Here is a 24,966-nt window from a genome sequence, read left to right as displayed (position 1 = left end):
CGCGGTATGGGTCCTGGCCTTCGCCAGGACGACACCGTGTGTGCGGGACGATAATCGCGTCATAGCAGCGGTGCGACGCGTGCGAAAGCCCGCTACCCCTTCTTCGCCGCCAGCGCATCCGCTACCGCCGTGCGGATGTCGGCGACCGAGAACGGCTTGGTCACGACGTCATGCACCAGCGCATTCAGGTTCGATGCACGCTCGCGCTGGTCGGCATAGCCGGTCATCAGCAGGATGGTCAGGTTGGGGAAGTCGCGTGCGGCGGAGAGCGCCAGCGCGATGCCGTCCATGACCGGCATCTGGATATCGGTGAGCAGGAGGTCGAACGCGCCGTCCTCGCGGGTCAGGATCTCCAGCGCCTCGGCGCCGTCCTGCGCGGTGGCCGTTTCATGACCGTCCATGGCGATAGCGCGCGCGACCAGCGTGCGCATGGATTCCTCGTCGTCGGCGATCAAGACTTTGGGCATGGGAACCAACCTCCCGGGTGGGCCGATTATACGCTGCCGCCGGCAATGTCGCGCCGGCTGAAGAAACGAACGTCGATATTGCGGCCCTCCGGGGGCGGCGAGGCCAGGCGCGACCTGAAGAAGGCGCGTTCGCCCGGCCGGAGTACGGTCTGTTCCAGCACCGTATTCCAGGCATAGATTTCGGCGCCTTGCGCATCGCGCACCGCAAAGCGCAAGCGCGGGATGTCGAGCGCCTTCCTGCCTTCGCCGACGATCACGCCCTCAATCACCAGCACCTGCTTACCGTCCACGGTCTCGCTCGAGAGTTTGACGTCCTTGAAGGCCAGCCCGCGCAGGTTCACGTCGAACCCGACCGTCTTGTAGAACGCCGCCGTCTGCGGCAGCAGCCGCACCATGTCGCCGCGCCAGATCACCAGAGCCAGCACCAGGGCGCCCATGGCAGCGCAGGCGGTCGGCAGGCCGAAATGGGATTTTTGCGGGGCACTGGTAGCAGCCTTCCGGCTGACCTGCGCGCCGCGGCGGGGGAACAGGCCACGGAACCACGACTGGTGCTGCGCGTCGGCGCTGTCTTCCTCCTCGACAGCGCGGGCCGCCGCCGCCCAGTCGTCCTCGGTTTCCCCGGCGTCCTCGGTCGGCCAATCGCTGGCGATCGAGGGGCTATCGACCACCGGGGTCTCGCCTGCACCGTCGTCCTTGGCGTAGGAGTTCCACTGCTCGGCGAGGTCGGCCTGGTCGTCGGTCCGGCTGGCCGCGGCCATGGCCGGGACGGACGCCTCCTCAATGGCATCCTCCGGATACGCCATCCAGGTCTCCTTGCAGCGGGAGCAGCGGACGGTACGCCCGTTCGCGCCGAGGCTCGCAAGCTTGATGGCGTAGGATGTCGTACAATGAGGGCAGACGATATGCATGGACGAGCCTTGATGCATGGACGAGTCTTGGGTCAATCCTGGCGATGACCGGTCGCGCGAAACCGGGCGCCAGGGACGCTAGCAGGGATGCTACAAGGCGACCGTTAACGAACCGGAAACCATAACGGTCGCAAAAGCCGTTGACCGCGTCTGGCGGAGCGCCGTGGCCGGCGGTCCGCCCCCTCTCGAACGGAGCTGAGCTTGGTTCGGTTCGAAAATGTTGGATTGCGTTACGGTCTGGGGCCGGAGATTCTGCGCGATCTCAATTTCCAGATCCCGCCGCATTCCTTCCAGTTCCTCACCGGCCCGTCGGGGGCCGGCAAGACGTCATTGCTGCGCCTGTTGTTTCTATCGCATCGGCCGACCCGCGGTCTGGTCAATCTGTTCGGCCACGACATCTCGCAGCTCGGCAAGGACGAGATTGCCGATCTGCGCAAGCGTATCGGCATCGTGCTCCAGGATTTTCGCTTGCTCGACCACATGACGACCTATGAGAACGTCGCGCTGCCGTTCCGCGTCATGGGACGCAGCGAGTCGAGCTACCGCAAGGAGGTCATTGATCTCTTGCGCTGGGTCGGCCTCGGCGAGCGCATGGATGCGCTGCCGCCGATCCTGTCCGGCGGCGAGAAGCAGCGCGCCGCGATCGCGCGCGCGGTGATCTCGCGGCCGCAGCTCCTGCTCGCGGACGAGCCGACCGGCAGCGTCGATCCGACGCTCGGCCGGAGATTGCTGCGGCTCTTCATCGAACTCAACAAGTCCGGCACTGCCGTCATTATCGCGACCCACGACATCGCCCTGATGGACCAGTATGAGGCGCGCCGCTTCGTGCTGCACCAGGGACGGCTGCACATCTATGAGTAGGACCGACGAACGCGGCGTGCTGGTCGATCTCGGACAAGAGCGTCCGCAGCTTCCGGCCAGGGCGCGCAACATGTCGCCGATCGTGCCGCGCGCCTCGATTCACGGCCGCGCGCTGGTCGCCGTCGTCGCGATCATGACCTTCCTTGCTTCGATGACCACGGGCACGGTGCTGCTGGTCAGCGCCTCGGCCGCGGAATGGCAGTCCGATGTCGCAAGCGAGATCACGATCCAGGTCCGCCCGCAGGCCGGACGCGACCTCGAGCGCGACACCGCAGCGGTCGCAGAAGCGATGCGCGCGCAAGCCGGCATCGTCGAGGTCAAGCCCTTCACCAAGGATGAGAGCGGCAAGTTGCTCGAGCCCTGGCTCGGCACCGGCCTGTCGATGGACGACCTGCCGGTCCCGCGTTTGATCATCGCGCGGGTCCAGCCCGGCACCCCGCTCGATCTCGGCGCCTTGCGCAGCCGCGTGACACAGATGGCTCCAAGCGCGAGCGTCGACGATCACCGCGCCTGGATCGAGCGCATGCGCTCGATGACCAACGCGACCGTGCTCGCTGGTCTCGGCATCCTCGCCCTCGTCATCGTTGCGACCATCATCTCGGTGTCGTTCGCAACCCGTGGCGCGATGGCGGCGAACCGCCCGATCGTCGAGGTCCTGCACTTCGTCGGCGCCGGCGACCGCTACATCGCCAACCGCTTCCTGCGGCATTTCCTCCGCCTGGGCCTCGAAGGCGGCGTGATCGGCGGCGGCGCCGCCATGCTGGTGTTCGGTTTCTCCGAGTCGATCGCAGGGTGGTTTTCCGGCACTCCCGTCGGCGACCAGTTCGCGGCGCTGCTGGGCACCTTCTCGCTGCGGCCCTCCGGCTACATCGTGCTCGCCGTGCAGGCGGTGCTGATCGGCGCCGTCACGGCCGTCGCCTCGCGCCAGACGCTGTTCGCGACGTTGAATGATGTGGATTGAGATCGTTGTTCTTCCTTCTCCCCTTGTGGGAGAAGGTGGCGTAGGCGGCCTTTGGCCGCCGTTCTTGAGAAAGCCGAAGCGGAGCTTCGGCTGTGGCGCCGGATGAGGGGTTCTATCCCCGAGATCACTGCGAGCTTTACTTGCGGAGACAGACCCCTCACCCGTCTCGCCGCTTGCGCGGCGAGACACCCTCTCCCACAAGGGGAGAGGGAATCGAGCGCGCGGCTCGACAGTTTCATCGCATTGATTAGCCCAATAAACCGGACTCCACTTCGCCTAAAAACGTCCTAAAATCATCTGGGAAAGGGATCACCGACATCGCATGACCGCGCCGACCCATGATCAATCGCCGAACCTGCCGCGCGGCTGGCTGCGCGCAGCCGTCGTGTCGACGATCGCGTTCGCCTTCGTCGGCGCGGCCGCCGGATTCGTCGCGTTCCTGTCGCAATTGCGCGGCGCCGAACTCGCGCCGGATCGCAGGGCGGACGGCATTGTGGTGCTGACCGGCGGTTCGTCACGGGTGTCGGACGCGATGGAATTGCTGGCTTCCGGCTACGGCAGGCGGCTCCTGATTTCGGGCGTGCACCCGACTTCTACGGCGAGCGACATCTCCCGCACCCTGCCGGAGAACCAGTCCTTCATGCATTGCTGCGTCGATCTCGACCGCAGCGCGGTTTCGACCCGCGGCAACGCAGCGGAGGCGCGGCGCTGGGCCGAGGGGCGCGGCTTCAAATCGCTGATCGTGGTCACCTCGAACTATCACATGCCGCGCGCGCTCGCGGAATTCTCGCATGCGATGCCGCAGACGGCACTGATCCCGTTCGCGGTGGTCGGCGACAAATGGCGCGAGGAGCCTTGGTGGACCTCGGCTTCGACGCTGCGGCTGCTGCTGTCGGAATATGTCAAGTACGTCGCCGCGGAGGTCAGGGTGAGGCTGGAGGATTTCGGGATTGACCTTTCGCCCGAACTATCGGAGCAGCCTGCGGGCACGCAGCCGAAGCGGCCTGCCACCGCACAGGCCAATTGATCGGATTGCTGATGTTGCTGATTTTCCTGCGTTCGCTGGTGTTCAACGTTCTGTTCTATGCCGTGCTGGTGGGCCTGGCGATCGTAGCGCTGCCGACCTTCCTGATGCCGGCCCGAGCGCTGCTGACGGTCGCGGGATGGTGGGCGAAGGCGAGCATTTTCCTGATGCGCGTGATCTGCAACATCAAGGTGGAGGTCCGCGGCGCCGAAAAGATCCCGGAAGGTCCGCTGCTGGTGGTCGCAAAGCACCAGTCGTTCTGGGAGACCTTTGCGTTGATGCCGTTCTTCAATCGCCCGATCTTCATCCTCAAGCGCCAGCTCATGCATATCCCGGTCTTCGGCCAGTTCCTGCGCAAGATCGAGATGATCGCGATCAACCGTAGCGCCGGCGTCAAGGCGCTGCTTGACATGACGCGGCGGGCGCGCGCCGCGGTCCGCAGCGGCCGCCAGCTCCTGATCTTTCCCGAAGGCACGCGCCGGCCGCCCGGTGCGCCGCCGGACTACAAGACCGGCTTTGCCCAGATCTATTCCGCCTGCGGCGTGCAATGCCTGCCGATCGCGCTCAACTCCGGCCTGTTCTGGCCGCGCCGCACCTTCATGCGCTACCCCGGCACGCTGGTGGTGGAGTTTCTCGATCCGCTGCCGCCGGGCCTGCCCAAGGATGAATTCATCGCGCGCGTGCGCGACGTGATCGAGGACGCGACCGGCCGCATCGTCGAGGCGGGACGGAAGGAACAGGAGCGGTTGATCGGCTCCGCGCCGAGCTACGTGGCCTCCGGCGGCTAACGATTTTCGCGATCTTCGAGCGGAGCCGGCGCGTGCAGCGAATGCGCGTCGCCATGCAGCATCATTGCGAGTTGATGCAGCTGCGCATCGCGAAAACCTTCGGCCTCAATGGCCTTGACCGTTGCCGTCACGTAATCGCGGTTGGCGCCGGACTGGCCGTGGCCCTGGAGCACGTGGCGGTGCTGTTCGGCCAGCGACAGCCGGCCGGCATATTGCACGTGGCCGCGGTCGACGACATAGGCGAGCGCGGATACGCGCTGCCGCGCATCGTTCTCCAGCCAAACCGAGCGCATCACCTCGCGATAGACTGACGTCACCTGCTCGCGCGCCCGCAAGTAGGCGACCACGTCGGCGCGGTTGTTCTCGGCGACACGGAAGGCGATGCCGCGGCAGGCGCCGCCGCGGTCGAGCCCCAGCACCAGGCCTGGCTTCTCCGGCGTGCCGCGATGCACGAAGGAATAGACGCAGAGCGCGCGGTGCTCGCCGACCAGTCGCGCCTGGGCGCGCTCCTCGAATTCGAAGCCCGGCCGCCACATCAGGGAGCCGTAGCCGAACACCCAGAGGTCGCCCCTGGCTGACGTGACGGAGGGGAGGGGGATTTCCGACATTTCGGGCACGGCTACCAGAACCGCGCACCCAAGCGAAGCGAATTCTCCGCCTTTCGTCGCAGCCTATCCTCGCTTACATTTGCCATCATCTGGGGTCAAAGGGTCGCCGCATGTCCGATATGACCGCAGCCGCAGGCCGCCGCCCCCGTTGGGGCCTTTTCATCGCACCCGTTCTCCTCCTGATCCTTGCAGTCGCGTGGAGCGGCTTTTGGTTCTATGCCGCCTCGCAGGCGGAGGTGGCCGCCGATGCCTGGCGCGCGCAAGAGGCCAAGTCCGGCCGCATCTATGATTGCGCCAAGCGCTCGATCGCCGGCTTTCCGTTTCGTTTCGAGGTCCAATGCTCCGGCGCCAGCGTCGCCCTGGTGTCGCAGAACGCGAGCAAGACGCCGTTCACGGCCAAGCTCGACAACATCCTCGTCGTCGCCCAAGTCTACGACCCCAAGCGCGTCATCGCCGAATTCTCGGCACCGGCAACGCTGACCGACGGCGTCACGCAGAACACCTTCGTGGTGAACTGGAGCAAGGGCCGCAGCAGCGTGGTCGGCCTGCCGGCCGTGCCGGAGCGCGCCTCCATCGTGTTCGACGACCCCACCCTCAATCGTCTCGACGGCGGCGTGCAGGTGCCGCTCGCGCGCGCAAAGCAGATCGAGCTGCATGGGCGCCTCGCGGATGGATCACTTTCCGATCATCCGGTCATCGAGGCCGTGCTCCACACCGCGCAGGGCAGCATCCAGGGCGTGCATCCACTGCTCGCCGAGCCGTTCGAGGCCGACATGCGCGCGAAGATCACCGGGCTCACCGACCTCACGCCAAAGCCGTGGCCGCAGCGCTTCCGCGAGATCCAGGCGGCGGGCGGCCATATCGAGATCGTGCAGTCGCGGATCCAGCAGGGCGAGATGATCGCGGTCGCGGCGGGCACGCTCGCCCTCTCGGCCGACGGCCGTCTCGACGGCGAATTGCAGATGACGGTGACGGGGCTGGAGCGGGTGATTCCGGCGCTCGGCATCGAGAAGATGCTGGAGGAGGGCGTGCCGCAATCGACGCTCGATCGCGTCGCTCCCGGTGTGAAGTCGCAGGATCTGAATAGCCTGTTCGGCGCGCTCGACCGCGCCGTTCCCGGCCTCGGCAAGGTCATCAAGCAAAACGCCAATGCCGGCGTTGCCGCCGGTATCAATTCGATCGGCACCGAGAGTACGCTCGAAGGCAAGAAGGCGAGGAGCTTCCCGCTGAAGTTCGTCGATGGTGCCGTGCTGCTCGGCCCGGTCAAGGTCGGCCAGATCCCGCCGCTGTATTAGTCGCTCCTGTAGCCCGGATGGAGCGGAAGCGTAGTCCGGGATGCTGAGTAGCGTACTGAAGAACCCCGGATTGCGCGCAGCGCAATCCGGGCTACGCTACGCTCACGGCTTCTTCAATGCCGCATGCGGCCGGCCGAAGTCCGGCGCAGCCGAATCCTGGCCGATCTCGACGATGCCGCGGCGGATGGCGCGGGTGCGGGTGAAGTGGTCGAACAGCGCCTCGCCGTCGCCGCGGCGGATGGCGCGGGTCAGTTTTGCCAGATCCTCGGTGAAGGTGCCGAGCATCTCCAGCACGGCCTCCTTGTTGGCGAGGAAGACGTCGCGCCACATCGTCGGATCGGACGCCGCGATGCGGGTGAAATCGCGAAAGCCGCCGGCGGAGAACTTGATCACCTCGGATTCCGTCACCTGCGCCAGCTCGTCGGCGGTGCCGACGATGGTGTAGGCGATCAGATGCGGCAGATGGCTGGTGATCGCGAGCACGAGATCATGGTGATCCGGCGTCATGATCTCGACCTTGGCGCCCATCGCCGCCCAGAACGCGCGCAGCCGCTCGACGGCGCCAGTATCGGTGCCTGCCGGGGGGGTGAGAATGCACCAGCGGTTGATGAAGAGTTCGGCGAAGCCGGAATCCGGTCCCGAATGCTCGGTGCCCGCGACCGGATGCGCCGGCACGAAATGAATCCCTTGCGGCAGGTGCGGCGCCATGTCCCTGACGATTGCGCCCTTGACCGAGCCGACGTCGGAGATGATCGCGCCAGGCTCGAGATGCGCTGATATCTCCTGCGCCACCGGCCCGCAGGCCCCGACGGGAATGCAGAGGATGACCAGATCGGCGTCCTTCACGGCCTCCGCATTGGTCGCCACCACCTGGTCGACGATGCCGAGCTCGAGCACCCGCGCGCGGGTCTGCTCCGAGCGCGCGGTGGTGACGATCTCGGAAGCCAGGCCCTGGAGCTTCGCAGCGCGCGCGATCGAGCCGCCGATCAGGCCAAAGCCGATCAGCGCGACGCGCTGGAAGTGCGGAAGCGCGTTCATTTGCCGGCCATGAAGTCGCGCAAGGCCGCGGCGACGAGGCGGTTGGCCTCCTCGGTGCCGATGGTCATGCGCAGAGCGTGCGGCAGGCCGTAGTTCTTCAGGCCGCGCAGCACCAGGCCCCGCTTGGTCAGGAAGGCATCGGCGTCGTCAGCGGTCTTGCCCTTGTCGGTCGGGAAGTGGATCAGGATGAAATTGGCGACGCCCGGCGTCACCTTGAGCCCGAGCTTGCTGATCTCCTCGCTGAGCCAGTTACGCCAGGTCTCGGTGAACTGCTTCGACATCGCCTGGTGCGCGGTGTCCTCGATCGCGGCGACCGCGGCATACATCGCCGGCGTCGACACGTTGAAGGGGCCGCGGATGCGGTTGACCGCGTCGATGACGTGCTCGGGACCGAACATCCAACCGACGCGCAATGCCGCGAGGCCGTGGATCTTGGAGAATGTGTGGGTCACCACGGTGTTGTCGGTGGTGGCGACCAGCTCGATCCCCATCTCGTAATCGTTGCGCGAGACGTAGTCGGAATAGGCGGCGTCCAGCACCAGCAGGACGTGCGAGGGGAGGCCGGCGCGCAGGCGCTTGACCTCGTCGAACGGCAGATAGGTGCCAGTCGGGTTGTTGGGGTTTGCGAGCCACACCAGCTTGGTGCGCGGCGTCACGGCTTTCAGGATCGCGTCGACGTCGGCGGTGAGGTTCGTCTCGGCGGCGACGACGTTCTTGGCCCCGACCGCCATGGTCGCGATCGGGTAGACCAGGAAGCCGTGGGTGGTGGAGACCGCCTCGTCACCCTGGCTGAGATAGGTGTGGGCGAGCAGATTGAGGATCTCGTCCGAGCCGGCGCCGCAGATGATACGGTTGGGATCGAGCCCGAAGCTGCGGCCGATCGCTTCGCGCAACACGCGCGAGGTGCCTTCCGGATAGTCTTCCAGATGATCAGCCACGTGCTTGAAGGCCTCGATCGCCTTGGGCGAGGGCCCGAACGGCGTCTCGTTGGCCGAGAGCTTGAACACCTTGCGGCCCGGCTCCGCCACCGGGCTCTTGCCGGGCGTGTAGGGCGCAATATCGAGAATGCCGGGATTCGGCACGGGGCGGGACATCTTCAACTCCGGAATGGCAGGCGGCTCGTGACTTACGATTTCGACCCGGTCGGGGGCACCGTATAGCGTGTTGCGTGGCTGCCGACGAGGGCTGTGGAGCGCACCGAGGCTCCCGCTTCGATCAGGGCAGCCTTGATTTTGTCGAGGCTGCTCGCGGCCGTGACCGAGATCAGCAGGGCCGCGCCGTCGAAGGCGGTATCGGGCACGGCCACGATCTCGGCGAGCGGCGACAGCGCCCGCGCGACGTCGGCGTTCCATCCCGACACGCGCACGCTGAAGGTCTCGACCTCCGTCACCATGGCGCTATCGGCCACGCGCGAGACCACGAACACGGGCAGTGCCGCCGGATGATCGGCGCGCTCGACGAAGGGCAGCCGCGCGATGATCTTCGGCATGCCGGCCGCTTCCAGCGACAGCCACCACGGCGTACGGCTCGATGTGGCCGAGACCAGCGCCAGATCGCCCTTGGATTTGGCCACCGCCTCGACCGCGGCCTGCGCGCTGAAATGCGCGACATAGGGCACCGTGAAGCCGAAATGGAAGCGGGCGGAATCGCGCATCGCAGGCTCGCTCACCGCGATGTCGGCATGCACCGAGAACGGCGCCTGCACATAGGTGAACGTGGAGATGATGACGCGCCAGATGCTCTCGACCGTGTCGAGCGGCAGGATGCCGCGATGACGCTGCACGAGGTCACGCATCATGGCGGCCTCGCGCGCCGGGCGGAACGCCGAACCGACCTCCTGGGTCTGCTTCACCTGGATCAGGCGGTCGATGATGTCCCCACGCTGCATCAGGAGGCGATGCATGCCCTCGTCGATCGCATCGATCTCCTTGCGCAATTCCTGCAACGATGGTGGTGCGGGCGGACGTTGGGGCATATCTGTGAAGTGCTGCTGAGAGGCGTTTCAATGCGGTTCGGTCAAGCCGGATCCGCTGCGATCGACGTCCTGATTAGGCAGGATGGAGGCCGAAAGCAAAGAGAAATGGCGCTGTTCTCGGCTGACATTGCCGGGATGAATTTGGCTGATTCGGACCCTCGCTTGACGAAAACAGCCCAAGCCGGTAGGATTTGACTGTTCCGTGGTCATTTGAGCCGGCCGGCTTGCAGCCACGTTAAAAAACTCGCTAAACAGGCCGGGGACGTTTTCGATCCCGGCCGAACCTATCGTTCAGGCCGGGTTTTTCATGGCCTGAAGTCAGTGGCGGTCAAGAGTCTGACCGCAAACCAGGACGATGGTCTGAGATGGTTGCCGTCAAATCGATTCCCAGTCCCGCGATCAGTGCCGACGAACGGTCGCACGAGGTGGATCATCCGAGCTCGCCGGTCGCGCATTTCGGCGCCGATCAGCCGCTGCGGCTCGATTGCGGCATCGATCTCACCCCATTCCAGATCGCCTACCAGACCTATGGCGAGCTCAACGCCGCGCGCTCCAACGCCGTTTTGATCTGCCATGCGCTCACCGGCGACCAGCACGTTGCCAATGTGCACCCCGTCACCGGCAAGCCCGGATGGTGGGAGACCCTGGTGGGCCCCGGCCGTCCGATTGATCCCAGCCAGTACTTCATCATCTGCACCAACGTGATCGGTGGCTGTATGGGCTCGACCGGGCCCGCCTCGATCAATCCCGCGACCGGAAAGGTGTGGGGGTTGGATTTCCCGGTCATCACCATTCCCGACATGGTGCGGGCGCAGGCCATGCTGATTGACCGCCTCGGCATCGACACGCTGCTCGCGGTGGTTGGTGGCTCGATGGGCGGCATGCAGGTGCTGCAATGGACCGCGGCGTATCCGGGCCGCGTATTCTCCGCGCTGGCGATCGCCTGCTCGACGCGGCACTCGGCACAGAACATCGCGTTTCACGAGCTTGGCCGCCAGGCCGTGATGGCCGATCCCGACTGGCACAGTGGCGGCTATGCCGATCACGGAATCCATCCACATCGTGGGCTCGCTGTAGCGCGGATGGCGGCGCACATCACCTATCTCTCGGACGCTGCGCTGCATCGCAAGTTCGGGCGGCGCATGCAGGACCGCGAGCTGCCGACCTTCTCGTTCGACGCCGATTTCCAGGTCGAGAGCTATTTGCGCTACCAAGGCTCGTCCTTCGTCGAGCGCTTCGATGCCAACAGCTATCTCTACCTGACGCGTGCGATGGACTATTTCGACATCGCTGCCGACCATGGCGGCGTGCTGGCGAAAGCGTTCGCCGGCATCCAGACCCGCTTCTGCGTGGTCTCCTTCACCAGCGACTGGCTGTTCCCGACTTCGGAATCGCGCGCGCTGGTGCATGCGCTGAATGCGTCAAGTGCGCGGGTGTCGTTTGCCGAGATCGAAACCGATCGCGGTCATGACGCCTTTCTGCTCGACGTGCCCGAATTCTTCGACATCTCCCGCGCCTTCCTGCAATCGGCGGGCAAGGCGCGCGGGCTCACGACCGGGGACGGCTAGCGATGTCTGTACAGGAAGTGCTGCCGCTGGGCGGCCTTGCGGCTGAACGGTCCGACCAGTTTCGCGCCGATCATCTGCTGGTCGCCGGAATGGTCAAACCTGGCTCGAAAGTGCTCGACGTCGGCTGCGGCGACGGCGATCTGCTTCAGCTTCTGGAGACCCGCGGCATCGACGGGCGTGGCATCGAGCTGTCGCGCGAGGGCGTCAACCGCTGCGTCGCCAAGGGCCTCGCGGTGGTGCAGGGCGATGCCGATACCGATCTCGTCAATTATCCGGACGATGCCTTCGACTACGTGATCCTGTCGCAGACGCTGCAGGCGACGCGGCAGCCCAAGATCGTGCTGGAGAACCTCTTGCGCATCGGCCGCCGCGCCATCGTGTCGTTCCCGAACTTCGGCTTCTGGAGGATGCGGCTTCAGCTCCTGGTCGGCGGCCACATGCCGCGCACCGAGAATCTGCCGGCAAGCTGGTACGACACCGCCAACATCCACTTCTGCACCATCAAAGATTTCGTCGAGCTCTGCGACGCGATCCACGTCAAGATGGAGCGCGCCGAAGCGCTCGACCTCTACGGCCGCCCGCTGCGTCTGAGGATGCCGTGGTGGGTGTGGAATCTGTTCGGCGAGCAGGGCGTGTTTCTGCTGACGCGCGGCGGCGGGAAGTAGCTCTTCTGTCATTCCGAGATGCGCCGTGAGGCGCAGGCCCGGAATCCATTCCTCCACAAACGTTGTGGCACGATGGATTCCGAGCTCGCGCTTCGCGCGCCCCGGAATGACGGCTAGTGAGCCGCCATCGACCGCGGATCCCGCACCGGCCACCGCCCCGCTTCCACCAGCGTGACGAACCGCTCCACCGCCTGGTTGAACAACGCGGGCTCTTCGAGATTGAGCACATGGCCGGACTTCGGGAACATCGCGAGTCCGGCAGCAGGAAGATGCTTCTTCAGGAATAGGCTCGGCCCGACGCATGGGTCGTCCTCGTCGCCGCAGATGATCAGCGCGGGCGTGGACGCCTTCTCGATCGCATCCGTCATCGTGTAGATCGACGGACGGCCGCCCTGGAAGCCGCGCATGGTGTTGGCTGATCCCTTGGCATCGTGCCGGGCCAGCGCCGCGTAGAAATCCGCGTGACCGCGCGGGTCCTTGATCATGAAGGGAATCCGGCTCGGTGCCTCGCGCGTGACTTTTGCCACTTCGGCGGAGCCGAGCGTCTCGAACTGCTCGGCATTGGCGCGGCACTGCTTGCGCCAGGCGTCGAGGTTCTCGATCTCCGAGCCGGAGCCGACGCCGGCGAGCGTCATCGACAGCGCCCGCTGCGATGCGTTCAGGCCAATCTGCAATGACGAGTACGCACCCATCGAGAGCCCGACGAGATGCGCGCGATCGATCTTGAGATGATCCAGCACGGCAAGCGCGTCGGTGTAGAAGTGCGTGTAGGTGTAGACCTCGCCCGCCGGCACATCCGACGGCGTGTAGCCGCGCGCGGAATAGGTGATGCAGCGATGGCCGCGCGAGAAGTAACGCATCTGCGGCTCCCAATTGCTGTGGTCGGCCGCGAATTCGTGCAGAAAAATGATCGGCGTTCCCTGACCCGCCTCTTCGAAATAGATGCGGACGTCGTCCCTGGTCGTGGCGTGGGGCATTAACTGTTTCCCTCTGGTAAAGCCATGTATCGAAGATCGCAGTTAATTCTGTTGTCCGCAATGCGGCAGCATCAGACCAGCAGTGACACAAAATCATCGCAGCATTTCCCTGAAGGTGAATTTGTCGCTGCCGCATCGTGTCTTTTTGTCGCCACATCGAGCGGCTTAACGGCCTGACGGATGTCGGCCATGGCACGGGCCGACGGGAATTGGGGGTGTCAACGAAGGATGAAGAATGTTCGAGTTGTTTGCGTCTCGCCTGTCGCGTTGTGTTATCGCGCTGGCGCTCTTCTACGCGGCGGTGGCCGCGTTCTCGTCTCCGGCGTCAGCGCGGCCTCATCGTCATAGCGCAGAGCGGCACGCTTACGTGCATCACGCCAGCAGGCACCATCATTACCGGCATCATGCACGCAGCTCGCGCTTCGAGCGCAGCGCGGCGCAATTGCAGGCGAACGGGTTCGCCAACACGCAGGCCAGCTATGATCCGAACGCCAATAGCGGCGGCATGGCCATGAGCGGCAGCGGTGGGAAGACCACGAGCGGCAGCGGTGGAATGGCGATGAGCGGCGGCTTCGGTGGCGGATCGGGCCTCGTGTCCGAGGCGCGCCGCTATGTCGGCGGCAATCCGACCGGCCGTGGCAGCCTGTGGTGCGCGCGCTTCATGAACATGGTGCTGGAGCACACCGGCCATCGCGGCACCGGCTCCGACACGGCGAATTCGTTCGCACGCTATGGCACCCGCGTCTCCGGTCCGCAGGTCGGTGCCATCGCGGTAATGTCGCGCGGCGGCCGGGGCGGCCATGTCGGTATCATCACCGGCATCGACGCGCAGGGCAATCCGATCATGATCTCCGGCAACAACGGCAACCGCGTCCGCGAGGCCCCGGTCTCGCGCGGCCGGATCTATGCGTATGTGATGCCGAATTGAGGTGAGTCCGCGGGAGGCCTGACGATAGGTGCTCTCGCATCACACAAGGTCGTCGTCCCGGACAAGCGCGCGGAGCAGCGCGCAGATCCGGGACCCAGAACCCAAGGCTCGCGTTGTTGCGCGAACTGGTAACCACGAGTCTTCGCCAAACCACTTCCTGTGGCTATGGATCCCGGATCGGCGCGCGCTTAGGGCGCGCTTGTCCGGGACGACGAGAGCAGCCGCAGCTCACACCATCTTAGGCTCTTCCACCGCGATCATGTCGCCGACGCCGATGTCGCCGTCGGCGATCACCTCGGCATAGATGCCGCAGTCCATGTGGCCGAGGCCGCGCGAGAGCGTGGGCGGGATTTCGAGATCGGGCTTTGCGGTGTTCGGATCGACATTGGTGGCCGCGCAGCGAACGATACGCTTGACCACCTTGAGGCGGGCTGCACCGATCGCGAGCGTCTGGCCGACGAGGTCGAGTTCTGACCAGGCCGGCCAGCCCTGGACGTAGAGGTTGGCGCGGAAGCGCAGGGGATGGACGGCGACCCCGCCGAGCATGGTCTCGATGGCGCGGACGCTGCCGAGATTGATGATCGAGACGACCTTGCGGGCGACGTCGGAAAAGCTGTGGTCGCGGCCGGACAGGACTTTCGGCGCGCCCCGAAGCTCGGGCTGAAAATTCTCGGTGAAGTAGGCCTCGATGGCGGCGCGCCCGGCTGCCGTCTCCAGATCGCCGCTGGCGACCACCTTGCCGTCCTTGCGGATGGTCAGCAGGTTGGTCGCGTCCTCGAAGCGGCTGTCGAGGGCAGCCAGCCGCTCATTGCGCATCAGCATCAAAAACTGGGTTTTGGGCATCCATTGCGGCGCCTCGGGATCGAACCCGCTGGGGCCGTTCTCGATGGCGTAGCGGCGGTCCGCGGGCAGAGTCTGGCCGACCCGCAACGGCGCGCGGGGCAGGGGCTCCGGCGTCAGGCCCTTGATCGGGTAGCGGTAGAGGCCGGTGATCTCGGCGGTCATGCTGCTTGTCATGGCACTTGATGTCATGGCGCTACTTAAGGGATTCGGCCGGGCCGCGCCAAGCGGGCGATTTCAGCCCGGCATTCGTCGCGCACGAAATTGTGAAGTGGCCTCTTCCGATCCCAAGGCCCGCTTCCCACATCTGGGTCAGGCCGGCGCCAGCGCTGGCTGATAACGACCGTTGTCCCTTGAGAAAGCTCAATGCGGCGAGCGGAGAACCCAATGAAGATGCCGTTTGGAGTGCCTTTGGGGCTCCAGGGGTAGGCCGAGGGAAAGAAAAGATATGAACATCGAGAAGTATACCGAACGCTCCAGGGGCTTCATCCAGTCCGCGCAGTCGCTCGCGATGCGCGAGGGGCACCAGCAGTTTTCGACCCTGCACCTGCTAAAGGTCCTGCTGGACGACAATGAGGGGCTGGCTGCCGGTCTGATGGACCGTGCCGGCGGCAATTCCCGTGCAATTCTGAAGGCGACCGAGGAGGGCCTTAACAAGGTGCCGAAGGTCAGTGGTGGCGGTGCCGGACAGATCTATCTGGCGCCCGAGCTCGCTCGCACCTTCGACGCCGCTGAAAAGGCCGGCGGGAAGGCCGGCGACAGCTTTGTCACCGTCGAGCGCCTGCTGCTCGGCCTTGCGCTGGAGAAAAACAGCGAGGCCGGTGCGATTCTGGCCAAGGGCGGCGTCACCCCGCAAAATCTCAACGCCGCAATCGAGGCGCTGCGCAAGGGCCGCACCGCAGACAGCGCGACGGCCGAGAATGCCTATGACGCGCTGAAGAAATATGCCCGCGACCTGACCCAGGCTGCGCGCGACGGCAAGCTCGACCCTGTCATCGGCCGCGACGAGGAGATTCGCCGCACCATTCAGGTGCTGTCGCGCCGGACCAAGAACAATCCCGTGCTGATTGGCGAACCCGGCGTCGGCAAGACCGCCATCGTCGAGGGCCTGGCGCTGCGCATCGTCAATGGCGACGTGCCGGAAAGCCTGAAAGACAAGCGCCTGCTCGTGCTCGATCTTGGCGCGCTGATCGCGGGCGCCAAATATCGCGGCGAGTTCGAAGAGCGGCTGAAAGCCGTTCTCCAGGAAGTGACCTCGCAAGCGGGCAGCTTCGTCCTGTTCATCGACGAGATGCATACACTGATCGGCGCCGGCAAGGCCGACGGCGCCATGGACGCCTCCAACCTGCTCAAGCCGGCGCTGGCCCGCGGCGAGCTGCACTGCATCGGCGCCACCACGCTCGACGAGTACCAGAAGCATGTCGAGAAGGATGCGGCGCTGGCGCGGCGCTTCCAGCCGATCTTCGTCAACGAGCCCTCGGTCGAGGACACCATCTCGATTCTGCGTGGATTGAAGGACAAGTACGAGCAGCACCACGGTGTGCGCATCAGCGATTCCGCGCTGGTGGCGTCGGCGACGCTGTCCAACCGCTACATCACCGACCGCTTTCTCCCTGACAAGGCGATCGACCTCATGGACGAGGCGGCCGCCCGGCTGAAGATGCAGGTCGATTCCAAGCCGGAAGAGCTGGATTCGCTAGACCGCGAGATCATCCGGCTCAAGATCGAGCAGGAGGCGCTGAAGAAGGAAACCGATCTCGGTTCCAAGACCCGTCTCGAGGTTCTGGAGAAGGAGCTTGCCGATCTTGAGGAGAAATCTGCGGCGCTGACGTCGCGCTGGAGCGCGGAGAAGAACAAGCTCTCCAATGCCCAGAAGCTGAAGGCCGAACTCGACGCCCTGCGGGTCGAACTTGCCAACGCGCAGCGGCGCGGCGAATTCCAGCGCGCGGGCGAGCTGGCCTATGGCCGGATTCCCGAGCTCGAGAAGCAGCTCGCAGATATCGAAGCCAGGGAGAATACAACACAGAACTCCGGCGAGATGATGGAGGAGGCGGTCACCGCCAACCACATCGCGCAAGTGGTCTCGCGCTGGACCGGCGTGCCCGTCGACAAGATGCTCGAGGGCGAGAAAGAGAAGCTGCTCAAGATGGAGGACCAGCTCGGACGGCGCGTGGTCGGACAGGCCGAGGCCGTGCGTGCGGTCGCCACCGCCGTGCGTCGTTCGCGCGCAGGGCTCCAGGACCCGAACCGGCCGACCGGCTCGTTCATGTTCTTGGGCCCCACCGGCGTCGGCAAGACCGAGCTGACCAAAGCTTTGGCGGAGTATCTCTTCAACGACGAGACCGCGATGGTCCGCCTCGACATGTCTGAATACATGGAGAAGCACTCGGTCTCGCGTCTGATCGGCGCGCCTCCAGGCTATGTCGGCTATGACGAGGGCGGCGCGCTAACCGAAGCGGTGCGGCGCCGGCCTTATCAGGTCGTGTTGTTCGACGAGATCGAGAAGGCGCATCCGGACGTGTTCAACGTGCTGTTGCAGGTGCTTGACGACGGCCGCCTGACCGACGGCCAAGGCCGTACCGTCGATTTCCGCAATACGCTGATCATCATGACCTCGAACCTCGGTTCGGAATTTCTGGTGAATCAACCGGAAGGCGAAGACACCTCAGCCGTGCGCGACCAGGTGATGGGAATGGTGCGGGCGCATTTCCGCCCCGAGTTCCTGAACCGCGTCGACGAGATCATCCTGTTCCACCGCCTGCAGAAGAGCGAGATGGGACGGATCGTCGAGATCCAGTTCGGCCGGCTCGAGAAGCTCCTCGTCGATCGCAAGATCGTGCTGACGCTCGATGCTGCGGCGCGCGACTGGCTCGCCGCCAAGGGCTGGGATCCCGCCTACGGCGCCAGGCCGCTGAAGCGGGTGATCCAGCGCTATCTCCAGGATCCGCTCGCCGAGATGATTCTGGCCGGCGATGTCAGGGATGGCGACACGGTTGCGATCTCGTCCGAAGGCAACGTGCTGACCTTCAACGGCGAAGCGCCGCAGACCGCGGAAATCGCCCAGTTCGAGGCGCCGGTGTCCAAGCGCAAGCTGAACTGATCGCTGGCGCTCGTCGCCAGCCACAGACCGCCCCGGAGAGGCCTTCTTCTCCGGGGCGAATTGTTGTGGCAGGTCGGTTGGCTTGTTTAACCGGTTGCGGGCGCGGAGCCGGAAGCGGGCGCCTCGTCCTGGGCCTCCTCTTCGAGCTCCGAGAGGATGTCCACCAGCTCACGCACGCGGCCCTGGGCCAACGGTCTCAGCTCGTTGATCATGGGCTCGTCATTGGCGAGCCATGCCTGGGCTTCGGCGAGTTCGTCGACCGTTGCTCCGGTTCCGATGATCTGGGCGATGGTGACGTCGTCGGCCCCGCTGATCGCCTTGCTGACGTCCTCGCGCGTCAGGCGTGTCATGGCACTCTCCCTGGCTCGATAGCGCCCCCCACCGCGACGGGCGGAGGGGGCGCTACCGTGATGAGATTTCAGGCTCGAGATCTCAACGGCCCGTGGTCAGCCGCGGCGGGTTCTGGGACATGAGCCAGAGCTCGATCGCGGCCAGCGCAGCAACCGCGATGCCGACCACCACGTGGATTGTCATCGCCGTCTTGGAACCCTGGAACCCAAGTACCCAAGGCGCGATGAGCGTCCAGAGGCCGACGATCAGGTTCAGCCACTCTTCCCATACCGCGAACGCGGCAAGCGCCGCGATGGCCAAAATTGCGATCACGATGCCCGCGATATAGGCGTTTTGGGAAGCCGCTCCGGCGCCGAAGCCAAACATCCACGGCGAAAAGAACAGGAATGCGCCGAGGACCAGGTTTGCGACGTCGCACAGTTTTGCGTTCGTCCAATTCTCCATGGCATGCTCCATTCAGCCCTGCCCCTCATGGCAAACCAACCGGACTGCCGCCCGCCGGGTTCCCAAGGGTTCCAAGAAAATTGAATGCGAAAATTGAATGCGAGGCGATGAGCCTGCCGGCCGCCGGTCATCTGCAAGCGGGGCAGGCTACCGGTTCGTCACCTGCAGCGGCCCGCCGGTCGCATCCGACATGCGGGCGATGGCGCCGCCGCGGCCGCTCATCATGCCGTCGAGCCGGTCGCGCTCCTTCTCGAAGCCCGCCAGCATCGGTCCTTCCAGCGAGCGACCGCGCGGCAGTTTCACGCGCATCGGGTCGACGAAGCGGCCGTTGACCAGGATCTCGTAGTGGACGTGTGGCCCTGTCGACTGGCCGGTCGAGCCGACAAAGCCGATCACCTGTCCCTGCCGCACCTTCTTGCCGGCCTCCATGCCCTTGGCGAAGGCCGACAAATGGCCGTAAGCGGTCTCATAGCCGTTGTTGTGCTTGATGCGGATGTACTTGCCGTAGCCGCCTTCGAGTTGGGCCTTCTCGATCAAGCCGTTGCCGGCGGCGAAGATCGGGGTGCCGTAGGCCGTCGCCCAGTCGACGCCGGTGTGCATCTTCACATAGCCCAGGATCGGGTGACGGCGGCCGCCGAAGCCAGAGCGCATGATGGCGCTGTTGACGGGTTTGCGGACCAGGAATTTCTTCGCGCTCTTGCCGCTCTCGTCATAGTAGTCGACGACCCCGTCATCGGGACTCTGAAATCGGTAGTACTTCTTGGTCTCGCCGCCGACCGTCAGCGAGGCGAACAACACGTCATTCTTTTCCGTCGCCGTGACGCCCTCGTCCTCGCCGGCGTAGAACACGTCGAAGGAATCGCCCGGCTGCACCTTGCGCTGGAAATCGACGTCGTACGAATAGATCTTGATCATGTCGTCGATGACCGGCATCGGCACCTTGTTGCGCATCGCGGTCTCGTAGATGCTCTGGTACAGCCGCACGCCGGTGCCGTCGTCATCGTCATCGTCGTCGCTGTTGGCGTTGGCCGCGGTGTCCGTGACGGTGTTCATGCTGGAGACGTCGACTGCGACGTATTTGCCGAGATCGGACAGTGCCGCGATCGCCTCGACCATGGTCTCGTTGGCGACGACGACGCGGTAGGGCTGCAGCCGTGCGCCGGGGCTTGCGGGCGCCATCAGGATGCGGAGCTTTTCGCCTTCCTTCAGGCCGCCGTCGCGGCCGCGCGGGCCCAGCGTCGACGTGATCGCCTTGATTTCCTCGGATGTGGCGCCGAGATCGCGCAGCACGGCGGCGACGTTGTCGCCCTTCTTGACGACATGGACGCGCTCGCCATTGGGGTTGCCGCCGGTGATCTGCTCCTTGGTCTTGGGCAGCAGCGTGACGTTCTCCGGCACCACGCGCGTCTCGAAGCCGGCATAGGGGTCGGACGGCGACACTTCGGCGGCGTACGCGCTTCTGATGTCGGAGGCCCCGGTCGCGCCGGAGACGTCGGCGGCGGGGCTGGCGAGCGAGGCGTAGCGGACGCCGCCATTGCCGCGCCAGTTGGCGGCATCGCGCACCCGCATCAGGATGTCGTCGAGCGCCACCACCGCGGAAATCTTGGCCTTCGGCAGCACCGGCGACAAGTCCTTGGTGACGAAGGAGACCTCAGCGTCGGGTTCGACGGCTTCGGGATTGTTGGGATCGTCGGCCGCGGTCTTGGGATCGGAGCCGACGTCGGTGAGCAGGCGCTGGGCGTTGAACGGCGGAATCTTGGCCGACAGATCGCTCGTCGTCATCGACAGATTGCCGGCGATCCGGACGAACGGGCGCACCCGCATCACGTCGCGGTTGCCGACGCGGGCGACGGTGGAGACGCGCACGATGTTGCGCGAGGCGGTGGATTCGCTCGGCGGCGGCAGGCGGTCGCTCTTGTGCAGCGTGGCGGCGCGGTCGGCTGCGCCGAATGCGCCGCGCAGCGCGCCTTCGACCCGCTCCGGCACCTTGGCGAAGGTCATCTCGCCGTCGAGAGATGCGAAAACGGCGCCGCCGATCAGGGCCGCGCCGCACAGTCCGGTCAGAATTGTCCCGCTGAACCATTGCACCGAAACGCGACGGCGATCGATCACGGCGGCTTCAGAACCATCGACGGACAGCGGCGGCTCGTGGCCGAGATCGATGATCCCGGTCTCACGCCCATAACCGCCGCGCGACGTCCTGTGGTTCAACCGAAGTCCCCCAAATCAACGACCCAAAAACCTTTGTTTCGCGCTTTGCCCTAAGTCGCCCTCTTGAAGGGGGATCGCGGAAAAAGCGCAAGCCGCGCAGGCGTCCGTGCTCAGAAAGCCCCGACGGGGCCTGGCCGAAATTACGAACAGCTAGGCAGGTGAAGGTCTCTCGATGTCTCTCGAATGTCTGAAGAAGGCCGCTTCATCGCTAAGGTCGCCTTCCTCGGACCCCATGAAAACCGCCGGCAGCCCCCACTGGCATCCCGCGATTCAAGATTGTCTGTACCAGAACGCCGCGGGAATGTGGCTCAAGTACGGCGCCTAATATGGAAAAAGTTTCCTGAACGGCCGGGCGCCGGGCCCCTCCTCGGAGGGGCGCCGTAGGCCGGCTCCGCAGCCCCTTGGAGCGCAAACTTTTTTTGAGTTTTTTCACGGCGCCCCATCGACCGGCCCGCTCACGACATCGCTAACCGTCTGGAAACATGCGAATATTTCTAACAATCCACCGTGCGACGATTTGTTGACAATGGCCGTTGACAATCCCGAGCGAGGGGGCCTATAAACCGACCACTGAGCGCGGCGCCGCCGGGTCACTGACCAAGGCGAGCGGACGCGCCACTGATGCTCCTCACCTTGTTGAGTGACACAACAGTCGACGTAAGTCGATTGGAGTTCATTCATCGTCGGTAAGGGTGTCGGAACCCTTCCTCCCAAGGAAGGTTGGGGCCTCTTGGTCCCGGGCTGTTTGACAAGTGAAGATGAAGAAAGAGAAACGTGGACGGCGGAGTCCTTGCGCCTCTCGGAATACTTGAAGGCTTCGGCTTTTGAGTTCTGGGAGGGAACGAAAGACTTCGGCGGTACACGTTTCAAAGGTTACACCATCGTTGCCAGCGATGTGAATCGCGGGCAGCTCGTCGACTTCGGTCGATGAAAAATGGTGGGACCTCGTCAAACGTTGTGATCAGCCGGTTCGAAGTTTCAAGTTCAACTTGAGAGTTTGATCCTGGCTCAGAGCGAACGCTGGCGGCAGGCTTAACACATGCAAGTCGAGCGGGCGTAGCAATACGTCAGCGGCAGACGGGTGAGTAACGCGTGGGAACGTACCTTTTGGTTCGGAACAACACAGGGAAACTTGTGCTAATACCGGATAAGCCCTTACGGGGAAAGATTTATCGCCGAAAGATCGGCCCGCGTCTGATTAGCTAGTTGGTAGGGTAATGGCCTACCAAGGCGACGATCAGTAGCTGGTCTGAGAGGATGATCAGCCACATTGGGACTGAGACACGGCCCAAACTCCTACGGGAGGCAGCAGTGGGGAATATTGGACAATGGGCGCAAGCCTGATCCAGCCATGCCGCGTGAGTGATGAAGGCCCTAGGGTTGTAAAGCTCTTTTGTGCGGGAAGATAATGACGGTACCGCAAGAATAAGCCCCGGCTAACTTCGTGCCAGCAGCCGCGGTAATACGAAGGGGGCTAGCGTTGCTCGGAATCACTGGGCGTAAAGGGTGCGTAGGCGGGTTTTTAAGTCAGGGGTGAAATCCTGGAGCTCAACTCCAGAACTGCCTTTGATACTGAAGATCTTGAGTCCGGGAGAGGTGAGTGGAACTGCGAGTGTAGAGGTGAAATTCGTAGATATTCGCAAGAACACCAGTGGCGAAGGCGGCTCACTGGCCCGGTACTGACGCTGAGGCACGAAAGCGTGGGGAGCAAACAGGATTAGATACCCTGGTAGTCCACGCCGTAAACGATGAATGCCAGCCGTTAGTGGGTTTACTCACTAGTGGCGCAGCTAACGCTTTAAGCATTCCGCCTGGGGAGTACGGTCGCAAGATTAAAACTCAAAGGAATTGACGGGGGCCCGCACAAGCGGTGGAGCATGTGGTTTAATTCGACGCAACGCGCAGAACCTTACCAGCCCTTGACATGTCCAGGACCGGTCGCAGAGATGTGACCTTCTCTTCGGAGCCTGGAACACAGGTGCTGCATGGCTGTCGTCAGCTCGTGTCGTGAGATGTTGGGTTAAGTCCCGCAACGAGCGCAACCCCCGTCCTTAGTTGCTACCATTTAGTTGAGCACTCTAAGGAGACTGCCGGTGATAAGCCGCGAGGAAGGTGGGGATGACGTCAAGTCCTCATGGCCCTTACGGGCTGGGCTACACACGTGCTACAATGGCGGTGACAATGGGACGCTAAGGGGCAACCCTTCGCAAATCTCAAAAAGCCGTCTCAGTTCGGATTGGGCTCTGCAACTCGAGCCCATGAAGTTGGAATCGCTAGTAATCGTGGATCAGCACGCCACGGTGAATACGTTCCCGGGCCTTGTACACACCGCCCGTCACACCATGGGAGTTGGTTTTACCTGAAGACGGTGCGCTAACCCGCAAGGGAGGCAGCCGGCCACGGTAGGGTCAGCGACTGGGGTGAAGTCGTAACAAGGTAGCCGTAGGGGAACCTGCGGCTGGATCACCTCCTTTCTAAGGATGATCCTTCAGCGAGCTTCGGCTCACTATCGGATCGTTTTAGAAACATCAGGGGCCAACAGATCGCCAGATCGTTGAGCTCCAGTGGCGGGATTTCGCCGTCTACGTTTCTCTTTCTTCGCGGACGAACACGCGCCAGGGCTGCGCTGTGCGATTGCATTCGGCGCTTGCGCCCTATGCTGCACGCGAGCAAGACCCTGTCCTTGAAGGATATGCGTTAGGGGCTTGTAGCTCAGTTGGTTAGAGCGCGCGCTTGATAAGCGTGAGGTCGGAAGTTCAAGTCTTCCCAGGCCCACCACTTTCATCGAGCGAGCATTCGTCTTCTGGTTACGGGGCCATAGCTCAGCTGGGAGAGCGCGTGCTTTGCAAGCATGAGGTCGTCGGTTCGATCCCGTCTGGCTCCACCAGATGGTTTGAATGACCGGCGCATCGTGCACCTTAAATCGTCCGCGAAACATCACTTCGCACCTACTAGTCCGGATGGACAGTGAGTTGCGTGATTTCTGACATCGTAAAGAGGAGATCGATCCGAGTTGGATCGTGCAGCAATTGTTGCGCGATACTTCATTATCTCCGGATCATTTCGGCGCTTGCGCGCCTTTCAGTGTAGCTCACAAGGCTGCGTCTGAAAGACGGGTGAGTTGTAAATGATCCTTTTAGCGAAGCTTGACCGCCTCGCTATCGGAACGATCTTACGAAGCAAGCTGGTCTTTCTAATCAATGCCCGGCTGCACATAGCGTTCATCGAGGGCGCGTGCCGCAGAGATTTCGGTCTCTTGGCAATTGTGCAGACAACATTCTGCCGAGTGTGTGGACATTGATAATGAGAGCAATCAAGTGCCTTAAGGGTGTTCGGTGGATGCCTTGGCGCTGAGAGGCGATGAAGGACGTGCTACGCTGCGATAAGCCGTGGGGAGCTGCGAAGAAGCTTTGATCCATGGATTTCCGAATGGGGAAACCCACCTTCGATAGCCGGAACTCCAAGACCTTTGTCGAAAGACATCGGTGTGGGGTTCGACCAGATAATGGAAGAGGCCAGGCCTTTAGATTTCGATCGAAGAGGTTTTGGATTTCCGGTTATCAAGAGAAGGTATGAGACTTCTGAATACATAGGAGGTTTCAAGCAAACCCAGGGAACTGAAACATCTAAGTACCTGGAGGAAAGGACATCAACAGAGACTCCGTTAGTAGTGGCGAGCGAACGCGGACCAGGCCAGTGATACATCAAAGACAATCGGAACCAGTCAGGAAAGCTGGGCCTTAGAGGGTGATAGCCCCGTACGAGTAATGCGATGATGTATCCACGAGTAAGGCGGGACACGTGAAATCCTGTCTGAACGCGGGGGGACCACCCTCCAAGCCTAAGTACTCCTCAGCGACCGATAGTGAACCAGTACCGTGAGGGAAAGGTGAAAAGCACCCCGACGAGGGGAGTGAAATAGACCTGAAACCGGACACCTACAAACAGATGGAGCCC

Annotated in this window: 20 protein-coding genes, 2 tRNA genes, 2 rRNA genes and 1 riboswitch (1 of these 25 cut by a window edge); of the genes, 13 read left to right on the top strand and 11 right to left on the bottom strand. The window is 63.7% G+C overall.

Annotated features, from left to right (window positions below):
• Positions 1 to 92: 92 nt before the first annotated feature.
• Both IVA82_RS18035 and IVA82_RS18030 read right to left on the bottom strand, forming a co-directional pair.
• Positions 93 to 467 carry a response regulator gene (locus tag IVA82_RS18035; protein WP_247382671.1) on the bottom strand — a complete coding sequence of 125 codons (375 nt, stop codon included), beginning with the start codon at positions 465 to 467 and terminating at the stop codon, positions 93 to 95.
• 26 nt (positions 468 to 493) lie between these two features.
• Positions 494 to 1,375, bottom strand: coding sequence for an MJ0042-type zinc finger domain-containing protein (locus IVA82_RS18030; protein WP_247382670.1), 882 nt, complete (start codon positions 1,373 to 1,375; stop codon positions 494 to 496).
• Between the two features lie 201 nt (positions 1,376 to 1,576).
• On the opposite strand from IVA82_RS18030, the gene ftsE reads away from it, so the two are divergent.
• From ftsE to IVA82_RS18010, 4 genes are all read left to right on the top strand, one after another.
• Complete coding sequence (gene ftsE / locus IVA82_RS18025) at positions 1,577 to 2,236, top strand: cell division ATP-binding protein FtsE (RefSeq protein WP_148742562.1); 660 nt, start codon at positions 1,577 to 1,579, stop codon at positions 2,234 to 2,236.
• Positions 2,229 to 3,197 (top strand): ABC transporter permease, encoded by a 969-nt coding sequence (locus IVA82_RS18020; protein WP_247382669.1) that lies wholly within the window; start codon positions 2,229 to 2,231, stop codon positions 3,195 to 3,197. Before ftsE ends, IVA82_RS18020 begins: the two co-directional genes overlap by 8 nt.
• 322 nt (positions 3,198 to 3,519) lie before the next feature.
• Positions 3,520 to 4,224, top strand: coding sequence for a YdcF family protein (locus IVA82_RS18015; RefSeq protein WP_247382668.1), 705 nt, complete (start codon positions 3,520 to 3,522; stop codon positions 4,222 to 4,224).
• Positions 4,225 to 4,235: 11 nt separating this feature from the next.
• Complete coding sequence (locus IVA82_RS18010; RefSeq protein WP_247382667.1) at positions 4,236 to 5,009, top strand: lysophospholipid acyltransferase family protein; 774 nt, start codon at positions 4,236 to 4,238, stop codon at positions 5,007 to 5,009.
• Here IVA82_RS18010 and IVA82_RS18005 read toward each other — a convergent pair.
• The gene (locus tag IVA82_RS18005) at positions 5,006 to 5,617 is read right to left on the bottom strand and encodes a gamma-glutamylcyclotransferase (protein WP_247382666.1); all 612 of its coding nucleotides are present in this window, start codon (positions 5,615 to 5,617) and stop codon (positions 5,006 to 5,008) included. The genes IVA82_RS18010 and IVA82_RS18005 overlap by 4 nt on opposite strands.
• Before the next feature lie 110 nt (positions 5,618 to 5,727).
• Here IVA82_RS18005 and IVA82_RS18000 point away from each other — a divergent pair, with 110 nt between their 5' ends.
• Complete coding sequence (locus tag IVA82_RS18000) at positions 5,728 to 6,912, top strand: DUF2125 domain-containing protein (RefSeq protein ID WP_247382665.1); 1,185 nt, start codon at positions 5,728 to 5,730, stop codon at positions 6,910 to 6,912.
• Between the two features lie 102 nt (positions 6,913 to 7,014).
• Here IVA82_RS18000 and IVA82_RS17995 read toward each other — a convergent pair whose 3' ends face one another.
• From IVA82_RS17995 to IVA82_RS17985, 3 genes are read right to left on the bottom strand one after another with little or no spacing between them, the layout of a single operon-like run.
• Positions 7,015 to 7,950, bottom strand: coding sequence for a prephenate/arogenate dehydrogenase family protein (locus IVA82_RS17995; protein WP_247382664.1), 936 nt, complete (start codon positions 7,948 to 7,950; stop codon positions 7,015 to 7,017).
• Positions 7,947 to 9,044 carry a histidinol-phosphate transaminase gene (gene hisC / locus IVA82_RS17990; RefSeq protein WP_247382663.1) on the bottom strand — a complete coding sequence of 366 codons (1,098 nt, stop codon included), beginning with the start codon at positions 9,042 to 9,044 and terminating at the stop codon, positions 7,947 to 7,949. The genes IVA82_RS17995 and hisC overlap by 4 nt, the downstream gene beginning before the upstream one ends.
• A 32-nt stretch (positions 9,045 to 9,076) precedes the next feature.
• Entirely contained in the window at positions 9,077 to 9,925 is an 849-nt protein-coding gene (locus tag IVA82_RS17985; protein ID WP_247382662.1) for a chorismate mutase, read from the bottom strand.
• 192 nt (positions 9,926 to 10,117) lie between these two features.
• Positions 10,118 to 10,197: riboswitch (SAM riboswitch) on the top strand.
• A 93-nt stretch (positions 10,198 to 10,290) separates the two neighbouring features.
• Here IVA82_RS17985 and IVA82_RS17980 point away from each other — a divergent pair.
• Both IVA82_RS17980 and metW read left to right on the top strand, forming a co-directional pair.
• Positions 10,291 to 11,493, top strand: coding sequence for a homoserine O-acetyltransferase (locus tag IVA82_RS17980; RefSeq protein ID WP_247382661.1), 1,203 nt, complete (start codon positions 10,291 to 10,293; stop codon positions 11,491 to 11,493).
• A gap of 2 nt (positions 11,494 to 11,495) precedes the next feature.
• Complete coding sequence (gene metW / locus IVA82_RS17975) at positions 11,496 to 12,158, top strand: methionine biosynthesis protein MetW (protein WP_247382660.1); 663 nt, start codon at positions 11,496 to 11,498, stop codon at positions 12,156 to 12,158.
• 113 nt (positions 12,159 to 12,271) lie between these two features.
• Here the strand turns inward: metW and IVA82_RS17970 are convergent, their stop codons facing one another.
• Positions 12,272 to 13,135, bottom strand: coding sequence for an alpha/beta hydrolase (locus tag IVA82_RS17970; RefSeq protein WP_247382659.1), 864 nt, complete (start codon positions 13,133 to 13,135; stop codon positions 12,272 to 12,274).
• 235 nt (positions 13,136 to 13,370) lie between these two features.
• Here IVA82_RS17970 and IVA82_RS17965 point away from each other — a divergent pair, with 235 nt between their 5' ends.
• Positions 13,371 to 14,063, top strand: a complete 693-nt coding sequence (locus IVA82_RS17965; protein WP_247382658.1) for a TIGR02594 family protein — start codon at positions 13,371 to 13,373, stop codon at positions 14,061 to 14,063.
• Between the two features lie 228 nt (positions 14,064 to 14,291).
• On the opposite strand, the gene IVA82_RS17960 is transcribed toward IVA82_RS17965, so the two are convergent.
• A complete protein-coding gene (locus tag IVA82_RS17960; RefSeq protein ID WP_247382657.1) occupies positions 14,292 to 15,080 on the bottom strand; it encodes an MOSC domain-containing protein in 789 nt (262 codons plus the stop codon).
• Positions 15,081 to 15,351: 271 nt separating this feature from the next.
• Here IVA82_RS17960 and clpB point away from each other — a divergent pair, with 271 nt between their 5' ends.
• Positions 15,352 to 18,003 (top strand): ATP-dependent chaperone ClpB, encoded by a 2,652-nt coding sequence (gene clpB / locus IVA82_RS17955; RefSeq protein WP_247382656.1) that lies wholly within the window; start codon positions 15,352 to 15,354, stop codon positions 18,001 to 18,003.
• An 86-nt stretch (positions 18,004 to 18,089) separates the two neighbouring features.
• On the opposite strand, the gene IVA82_RS17950 is transcribed toward clpB, so the two are convergent.
• The 3 genes from IVA82_RS17950 to IVA82_RS17940 form a co-directional block, all read right to left on the bottom strand.
• A complete protein-coding gene (locus IVA82_RS17950) occupies positions 18,090 to 18,353 on the bottom strand; it encodes a hypothetical protein (RefSeq protein WP_247382655.1) in 264 nt (87 codons plus the stop codon).
• Between the two features lie 82 nt (positions 18,354 to 18,435).
• Positions 18,436 to 18,798, bottom strand: a complete 363-nt coding sequence (locus tag IVA82_RS17945; RefSeq protein ID WP_247382654.1) for an SPW repeat protein — start codon at positions 18,796 to 18,798, stop codon at positions 18,436 to 18,438.
• Positions 18,799 to 18,945: 147 nt separating this feature from the next.
• Positions 18,946 to 21,009: a M23 family metallopeptidase gene (locus tag IVA82_RS17940; RefSeq protein WP_247382653.1), complete on the bottom strand. Its 2,064-nt coding sequence runs from the start codon at positions 21,007 to 21,009 to the stop codon at positions 18,946 to 18,948.
• A 985-nt stretch (positions 21,010 to 21,994) separates the two neighbouring features.
• Here IVA82_RS17940 and IVA82_RS17935 point away from each other — a divergent pair.
• The 4 genes from IVA82_RS17935 to IVA82_RS17920 form a co-directional block, all read left to right on the top strand.
• A 16S ribosomal RNA gene (locus tag IVA82_RS17935) occupies positions 21,995 to 23,483 on the top strand.
• 227 nt (positions 23,484 to 23,710) lie between these two features.
• Positions 23,711 to 23,787, top strand: a tRNA-Ile gene (locus IVA82_RS17930).
• Between the two features lie 33 nt (positions 23,788 to 23,820).
• Positions 23,821 to 23,896, top strand: a tRNA-Ala gene (locus IVA82_RS17925).
• 424 nt (positions 23,897 to 24,320) lie between these two features.
• A 23S ribosomal RNA gene (locus IVA82_RS17920) occupies positions 24,321 to 24,966 on the top strand (it continues 2,227 nt past the right edge of the window).
• The 16S and 23S rRNA genes sit together here with 2 tRNA genes alongside, the layout of an rRNA operon.

Origin of the sequence: Bradyrhizobium sp. 142 (genome assembly GCF_023074015.1) — a bacterium.
Lineage (GTDB): Bacteria > Pseudomonadota > Alphaproteobacteria > Rhizobiales > Xanthobacteraceae > Bradyrhizobium.
The sequence above is the reverse complement of the archived record's forward strand: the minus strand, read 5'-3'. Positions and strand labels throughout refer to the sequence as shown.

What these genes read in the sequence shown, in the direction of transcription:
- IVA82_RS17970 (WP_247382659.1), bottom strand. Translation starts at nt 13,135, where the DNA reads ATGCCCCACGCCACGACCAGGGACGACGTCCGCATCTATTTCGAAGAG.
- IVA82_RS17960 (WP_247382657.1), bottom strand. Translation starts at nt 15,080, where the DNA reads ATGACAAGCAGCATGACCGCCGAGATCACCGGCCTCTACCGCTACCCG.
- IVA82_RS18010 (WP_247382667.1), top strand. Translation starts at nt 4,236, where the DNA reads ATGTTGCTGATTTTCCTGCGTTCGCTGGTGTTCAACGTTCTGTTCTAT.
- IVA82_RS17995 (WP_247382664.1), bottom strand. Translation starts at nt 7,950, where the DNA reads ATGAACGCGCTTCCGCACTTCCAGCGCGTCGCGCTGATCGGCTTTGGC.
- IVA82_RS18005 (WP_247382666.1), bottom strand. Translation starts at nt 5,617, where the DNA reads ATGTCGGAAATCCCCCTCCCCTCCGTCACGTCAGCCAGGGGCGACCTC.
- IVA82_RS17950 (WP_247382655.1), bottom strand. Translation starts at nt 18,353, where the DNA reads ATGACACGCCTGACGCGCGAGGACGTCAGCAAGGCGATCAGCGGGGCC.
- IVA82_RS17985 (WP_247382662.1), bottom strand. Translation starts at nt 9,925, where the DNA reads ATGCCCCAACGTCCGCCCGCACCACCATCGTTGCAGGAATTGCGCAAG.
- IVA82_RS17945 (WP_247382654.1), bottom strand. Translation starts at nt 18,798, where the DNA reads ATGGAGAATTGGACGAACGCAAAACTGTGCGACGTCGCAAACCTGGTC.
- IVA82_RS18000 (WP_247382665.1), top strand. Translation starts at nt 5,728, where the DNA reads ATGTCCGATATGACCGCAGCCGCAGGCCGCCGCCCCCGTTGGGGCCTT.
- metW (WP_247382660.1), top strand. Translation starts at nt 11,496, where the DNA reads ATGTCTGTACAGGAAGTGCTGCCGCTGGGCGGCCTTGCGGCTGAACGG.
- IVA82_RS17965 (WP_247382658.1), top strand. Translation starts at nt 13,371, where the DNA reads ATGTTCGAGTTGTTTGCGTCTCGCCTGTCGCGTTGTGTTATCGCGCTG.
- IVA82_RS18035 (WP_247382671.1), bottom strand. Translation starts at nt 467, where the DNA reads ATGCCCAAAGTCTTGATCGCCGACGACGAGGAATCCATGCGCACGCTG.
- hisC (WP_247382663.1), bottom strand. Translation starts at nt 9,044, where the DNA reads ATGTCCCGCCCCGTGCCGAATCCCGGCATTCTCGATATTGCGCCCTAC.
- clpB (WP_247382656.1), top strand. Translation starts at nt 15,352, where the DNA reads ATGAACATCGAGAAGTATACCGAACGCTCCAGGGGCTTCATCCAGTCC.
- IVA82_RS18015 (WP_247382668.1), top strand. Translation starts at nt 3,520, where the DNA reads ATGACCGCGCCGACCCATGATCAATCGCCGAACCTGCCGCGCGGCTGG.
- IVA82_RS18020 (WP_247382669.1), top strand. Translation starts at nt 2,229, where the DNA reads ATGAGTAGGACCGACGAACGCGGCGTGCTGGTCGATCTCGGACAAGAG.
- IVA82_RS17980 (WP_247382661.1), top strand. Translation starts at nt 10,291, where the DNA reads ATGGTTGCCGTCAAATCGATTCCCAGTCCCGCGATCAGTGCCGACGAA.
- IVA82_RS18030 (WP_247382670.1), bottom strand. Translation starts at nt 1,375, where the DNA reads ATGCATATCGTCTGCCCTCATTGTACGACATCCTACGCCATCAAGCTT.